This window comes from Mesorhizobium sp. M7A.F.Ca.MR.362.00.0.0 (assembly GCF_004023175.1).
Taxonomy (GTDB): Bacteria; Pseudomonadota; Alphaproteobacteria; order Rhizobiales; family Rhizobiaceae; genus Mesorhizobium.
The window spans coordinates 1-7,022 of record NZ_RZTF01000337.1 but is presented as its reverse complement, the minus strand read 5'-3'; the positions used below and the strand labels follow the sequence as shown (position 1 = coordinate 7,022).

Here is a 7,022-nt window from a genome sequence, read left to right as displayed (position 1 = left end):
CTGCTGCTCCGGTCGAGGAAAAGACGGAATTCGACGTCGTCCTCACCGAGGCAGGCGCTCAGAAGATCAACGTCATCAAGGAAGTCCGCGCCATCACCGGTCTTGGCCTCAAGGAAGCCAAGGATCTGGTCGAAGCGGCTCCGAAGCCGGTCAAGGAAGGCGTTTCCAAGGCCGACGCTGACAAGTTCAAGGCCCAGCTGGAAGCAGCCGGCGCCAAGGTCGACCTGAAGTAATCGTGAAAGCGGCGGGCGGCCTCGCGCCGTCCGCCACTCCCTTCGCCCGGAGGGAGCACGCGTAACGCGAGATCTACGAGAACCTCTTTCCTGAGGGCCGAAAATCGGCCTTCAGGAAACGGGTTTTCTCCCGTTCTAGCCGGCCGCCGACAGGCGCCGGGAAAACAGACAGAGGGTTGCCGCCAAGGTGGCCCAGAATGCAAGGCGAGCCGCGGCGAGGCTCGTCCCGAGTTTAGAGCTAAGGAGCGACGATGGCCCAGACCCAGACTTTCAATGGCCGCAGACGCGTACGCAAGTTCTTCGGAAAGATCCCGGAAGTTGCGGAGATGCCGAACCTCATCGAGGTTCAGAAGGCATCCTATGATCAATTCCTGATGGTGGCGGAGCCCAAGGGCGGGCGTCCGGACGAGGGACTGCAGGCTGTTTTCAAGTCGGTTTTCCCGATCTCCGATTTTTCCGGCTCCTCGATGCTGGAGTTCGTGAAGTACGAGTTCGAAGGACCGAAATTCGACGTTGACGAATGCCGTCAGCGCGACCTCACCTATGCCGCGCCGCTGAAGGTGACGCTGCGCCTCATCGTGTTCGATATCGACGAGGATACCGGCGCCAAGTCCATCAAGGACATCAAGGAGCAGGACGTCTACATGGGCGACATGCCGCTCATGACCTTGAACGGCACCTTCATCGTCAACGGCACCGAGCGCGTCATCGTCTCGCAGATGCACCGCTCGCCGGGCGTCTTCTTCGACCATGACAAGGGCAAGTCGCACTCGTCGGGCAAGCTTCTGTTTGCCGCGCGCGTCATCCCCTATCGCGGCTCCTGGCTCGACATCGAGTTCGATTCCAAGGACGTCGTGCACGCCCGCATCGATCGCCGCCGCAAGATTCCGGTGACGTCGCTGCTGATGGCGCTCGGCATGGACGGCGAAGAGATCCTGTCGACCTTCTACAACAAGATCACCTACAAGCGCGCCGGTGACCATTGGCGCATTCCGTTCAACGTCGAGCGTTTCCGCGGCCTCAAGGCCGTCGGCGACCTGGTCGATGCCGATACCGGCGAAGTCGTCGTCGAAGCCGGCAAGAAGATCACCGCCCGCCAGGCGAGGGCGCTTGGCGAAAAGGGTCTCAAGGCGATCAAGGCCACCGACGAGGACCTGCTCGGTAACTATCTGGCCGAGGACATCGTCAACTACGCCACCGGCGAGATCTTCCTCGAGGCCGGCGACGAGATCGACGAGAAGACGCTGAAGGTTCTGCTCGGCACCGGCGAAGACGAGATCAAGGTTCTCGACATCGACCACGTCAATGTCGGCGCCTATATCCGCAACACGCTCAACGTCGACAAGAACGAGAGCCGCCAGGACGCGCTGTTCGACATCTATCGTGTCATGCGCCCCGGCGAGCCGCCGACGCTCGAAACCGCCGAAGCCATGTTCAACTCGCTGTTCTTCGACAGTGAGCGCTACGATCTGTCGGCCGTCGGCCGCGTCAAGATGAACATGCGCCTCGAGCTCAAGGCCGAGGACACCGTGCGCGTGCTGCGCAAGGACGACATCCTGGCCGTGGTCAGGACGCTGGTCGAGCTGCGCGACGGCAAGGGCGAGATCGACGACATCGACAATCTCGGCAACCGCCGCGTGCGTTCGGTCGGCGAGCTGATGGAAAACCAGTACCGCGTCGGCCTGCTGCGCATGGAGCGCGCGATCAAGGAGCGTATGTCCTCGATCGAGATCGACACGGTCATGCCGCAGGACCTGATCAACGCCAAGCCGGCGGCTGCCGCCGTGCGCGAGTTCTTCGGTTCCTCGCAGCTGTCGCAGTTCATGGACCAGACCAACCCGCTGTCGGAGATCACCCACAAGCGCCGCCTCTCGGCGCTTGGACCGGGCGGTCTGACCCGCGAGCGCGCCGGCTTCGAAGTGCGCGACGTGCACCCGACGCATTACGGCCGCATCTGCCCGATCGAGACGCCGGAAGGCCCGAATATCGGTCTGATCAACTCGCTGGCCACCTTCGCACGCGTCAACAAGTACGGCTTCATCGAGAGCCCGTACCGTAAGATCGTCGACGGCAAGCTGACCAATGATGTCGTCTATCTCTCGGCAATGGAAGAGGCCAAGCACCATGTCGCGCAGGCCAACGCCGAGCTCGACAAGAACGGTGGTTTCGTCGACGAATTCGTCATTTGCCGCAGCGCCGGCGAAGTGATGATGGCGCCGCGCGAAAACGTCGATCTGATGGACGTGTCGCCCAAGCAGATGGTGTCGGTGGCCGCGGCCCTGATCCCGTTCCTGGAAAACGACGACGCCAACCGCGCTCTGATGGGCTCGAACATGCAGCGTCAGGCCGTGCCGCTGGTGCGCGCCGAGGCGCCGTTCGTCGGCACCGGCATGGAGCCGATCGTCGCCCGTGACTCGGGTGCCGCCATCGGCGCCCGCCGCGGCGGCATCGTCGACCAGGTGGACGCGACGCGTATCGTTATCCGCGCCACCGAAGATCTCGATCCGGGCAAGTCCGGCGTCGACATCTACCGGCTGATGAAGTTCCAGCGTTCGAACCAGAACACCTGCATCAACCAGCGTCCGCTGGTTCGCATGGGTGACCGGGTCAACAAGGGCGACATCATCGCCGACGGTCCGTCGACCGAGCTCGGCGATCTGGCGCTCGGCCGCAACGTGCTGGTCGCGTTCATGCCGTGGAACGGCTACAACTACGAGGACTCGATCCTCCTGTCCGAACGCATCGTCGCCGATGACGTCTTCACCTCGATCCATATCGAGGAGTTCGAGGTCATGGCGCGCGATACCAAGCTCGGACCGGAGGAAATCACGCGCGATATTCCAAACGTCTCGGAAGAAGCGCTGAAGAACCTCGACGAAGCCGGCATCGTCTATATCGGTGCCGAAGTTCAGCCGGGCGACATCCTGGTCGGCAAGATCACGCCGAAGGGCGAAAGCCCGATGACGCCGGAAGAGAAGCTTCTGCGCGCCATCTTCGGCGAAAAGGCATCCGATGTGCGCGACACCTCGATGCGCATGCCTCCGGGCACTTTCGGCACCGTCGTCGAGGTGCGCGTGTTCAATCGCCACGGTGTGGAGAAGGACGAGCGCGCCATGGCGATCGAGCGCGAGGAGATCGAACGCCTCGCCAAGGACCGCGACGACGAGCAGGCCATCCTGGACCGTAACGTCTATGCGCGTCTTTCCGACGTGCTCGTCGGCAAGGAAGCGATCGCCGGACCGAAGGGCTTCAAGAAGGGCTCGACGCTGTCCAAGGATACGCTCGACGAGTATCCGCGTTCGCAGTGGTGGCAGTTTGCCGTGGAGAACGAAAAGCTCCAGAGCGAACTGGAAGCCCTGCGCGGCCAGTACGACGATTCCAAGAAGGCGCTCGAACAGCGTTTCATGGACAAGGTCGAGAAGGTCCAGCGCGGCGACGAAATGCCTCCGGGCGTCATGAAGATGGTCAAGGTCTTCGTGGCCGTGAAGCGCAAGATGCAGCCCGGCGACAAGATGGCCGGCCGTCACGGCAACAAGGGTGTCGTGTCGCGGATCGTTCCGGTCGAGGACATGCCTTTCCTCGAGGACGGCACGCATGCCGATATCGTGCTCAACCCGCTGGGTGTGCCGAGCCGCATGAATGTCGGCCAGATCCTGGAAACGCATCTGGGCTGGGCATGCGCGGGCATGGGCAGGAAGATCGGCGAGCTGATCGACACGTACAAGGCAGCCGGCGACATCAAGCCGCTGCGCAAGACGCTCGAGAGCTTCATCCCGGCCAACGACCGCAACGAGCCGGTTCGTGACTATGACGACGAGAGCATCGTTCGCCTCAGCGAGCAGATGCGCCGCGGCGTCTCGATCGCGACCCCGGTGTTCGACGGCGCGCATGAGGCTGACATCAACATCATGCTGGAGCAGGCGGGCCTGCACACATCAGGTCAGTCGCAGCTCTATGACGGACGCACGGGCGAGCCGTTCGATCGCAAGGTGACGATGGGCTACATCTACATGCTCAAGCTTCACCACCTCGTGGACGACAAGATCCACGCGCGTTCGATCGGTCCGTACTCGCTCGTCACGCAGCAGCCGCTGGGCGGCAAGGCGCAGTTCGGTGGCCAGCGCTTCGGCGAGATGGAGGTCTGGGCGCTGGAAGCGTACGGCGCGGCCTACACGCTGCAGGAAATGCTGACGGTGAAGTCGGACGACGTCGCCGGCCGTACCAAGGTCTACGAGGCGATCGTGCGTGGCGACGACACCTTCGAGGCCGGCATTCCCGAGAGCTTCAACGTTCTCGTCAAGGAAATGCGGTCTCTCGGCCTCAATGTCGAGCTGGAGAACACCAAGCTCGACGACAACCCTGTCCGGCTGCCCGATGCTGCCGAATAGGGGCGCGGCCGAGTAAACAAGACTTTCGGTCGCGGAAATCGCGACCGAACGCACCAAATTCTTCGGCCGGTGGCCGACACACGACGGCGGGCGTTTGGCCCGCGCTAGATGCAAGGGGTTTTCGAGGACCCCGAAAAGGAGAACGGCATGAACCAAGAGGTCATGAATCTCTTCAATCCGCAGGCGCCTGCGCAGGTGTTCGATTCCATTCGGATATCGCTTGCCAGCCCTGAGAAGATTCTGTCCTGGTCTTTCGGCGAGATCAAGAAGCCGGAGACCATCAACTACCGCACCTTCAAGCCGGAGCGTGACGGTCTGTTCTGCGCGCGCATTTTTGGCCCGATCAAGGACTATGAGTGCCTGTGCGGCAAGTACAAGCGCATGAAGTACAAGGGCGTCATCTGCGAGAAGTGCGGCGTCGAAGTCACGCTGTCGCGCGTTCGTCGTGAGCGCATGGGCCATATCGAACTGGCGGCACCGGTCGCCCATATCTGGTTCCTGAAGTCGCTGCCGTCGCGCATCGGCACGCTGCTCGACATGACCCTGAAGGACATCGAGCGCGTCCTCTATTTCGAGAACTACATCGTCACCGAACCTGGCCTCACCGCGCTGAAGGAGCACCAGCTGCTCAGCGAGGAAGAATACATGATCGCCGTCGACGAGTATGGCGAGGATTCGTTCACCGCCATGATCGGCGCCGAGGCCATTCATGACCTCCTGGCCGGCATGGACCTGGAGAAGATCGCCGGCGACCTGCGTTCGGAACTGGCTTCGACCACCTCCGAGCTGAAGCAGAAGAAGTATCTGAAGCGGCTCAAGGTCGTCGAGAACTTCATGGAATCCGGCAACCGTCCGGAATGGATGATCATGAAGGTGGTTCCGGTGATCCCGCCGGACCTGCGTCCGCTGGTTCCTCTGGACGGCGGCCGCTTCGCCACGTCGGATCTGAACGATCTCTATCGCCGCGTCATCAACCGCAACAATCGTCTGAAGCGGCTGATCGAACTGCGGGCGCCGGGCATCATCGTGCGCAATGAAAAGCGCATGCTGCAGGAAGCCGTCGATGCGCTGTTCGACAACGGCCGTCGCGGCCGCGTCATCACCGGCGCCAACAAGCGCCCGCTGAAGTCGCTGTCCGACATGCTCAAGGGCAAGCAGGGCCGGTTCCGTCAGAACCTGCTCGGCAAGCGCGTCGACTATTCCGGCCGCTCGGTCATCGTGACCGGTCCGGAGCTCAAGCTGCATCAGTGCGGCCTGCCCAAGAAGATGGCGCTCGAACTGTTCAAGCCCTTCATCTACGCCCGTCTCGACGCCAAGGGTTACTCCTCGACCGTCAAGCAGGCGAAGAAGCTGGTCGAAAAGGAGCGTCCGGAAGTCTGGGATATCCTCGACGAGGTCATCCGCGAGCATCCGGTGCTGCTGAACCGTGCGCCGACGCTGCACCGTCTCGGCATCCAGGCGTTCGAACCGATCCTGATCGAAGGCAAGGCGATCCAGCTGCACCCGCTGGTCTGCACGGCCTTCAACGCCGACTTCGACGGCGACCAGATGGCCGTCCACGTGCCGCTGTCGCTGGAAGCGCAGCTTGAAGCCCGCGTGCTGATGATGTCGACCAACAACATCCTGCACCCGGCTTCCGGCGCGCCGATCATCGTGCCGTCGCAGGACATGGTTCTGGGCCTCTACTATCTCTCGATCGTCAACCAGAACGAGCCGGGCGAGGGCATGGTGTTTGCCGACATGGGCGAACTCCAGCACGCGCTCGAGACCAAGGCGGTGACGCTGCACTCCAAGATCAAGGGTCGTTTCCGCACGGTCGACGCGGAAGGCAAGGTCGTGTCGAAGATCCATGACACCACGCCTGGCCGCATGATCATCGGCGAGCTTCTGCCGAAGAACGTCAACGTGCCTTACGAGACCGCCAACCAGGAGATGACCAAGAAGAACATTTCCAAGATGATCGACACCGTCTACCGCCATTGCGGTCAGAAGGAGACGGTCATTTTCTGCGATCGCATCATGGCGCTCGGATTCAGCCATGCCTGCCGTGCCGGCATTTCGTTCGGCAAGGACGACATGCTGATCCCGGATGCAAAGATCAAGCTGGTCTCCGACACCGAGGCTTTGGCCAAGGAATACGAGCAGCAGTACAATGACGGTCTGATCACGCAGGGCGAGAAGTACAACAAGGTCGTCGACGCCTGGGCCAAGTGCTCGGAAAAGGTCGCCGACGAAATGATGGCCCGCATCAAGGCGGTCGAGTTCGAGGACAATGGCCGTCAGAAGCCGATGAACTCGATCTACATGATGTCGCACTCCGGTGCGCGTGGCTCGCCCACCCAGATGCGCCAGCTTGCCGGCATGCGCGGCCTCATGGCCAAGCTCTCGGGTGAAATCATCG

The 7,022-nt window shown here is 62.0% G+C and carries 3 protein-coding genes; all 3 read left to right on the top strand.

The features are described 5' to 3' along the window. On the top strand, positions 1-233 hold a 233-nt coding region (rplL, locus tag EOC06_RS29025; RefSeq protein WP_128309413.1), incomplete at its 5' end, for a 50S ribosomal protein L7/L12. Positions 234-484: 251 nt separating this feature from the next. Beyond that, positions 485-4,621 (top strand): DNA-directed RNA polymerase subunit beta, encoded by a 4,137-nt coding sequence (gene rpoB / locus EOC06_RS29020; protein WP_127295769.1) that lies wholly within the window; start codon positions 485-487, stop codon positions 4,619-4,621. Positions 4,622-4,768: 147 nt separating this feature from the next. After that, a partial coding sequence (gene rpoC / locus EOC06_RS29015; RefSeq protein WP_128309412.1) for a DNA-directed RNA polymerase subunit beta' occupies positions 4,769-7,022 on the top strand: 2,254 nt, incomplete at its 3' end.

Coding starts and splice junctions, on each gene's coding strand:
- rpoB (WP_127295769.1), top strand. CDS start 485: ATGGCCCAGACCCAGACTTTCAATGGCCGCAGACGCGTACGCAAGTTC.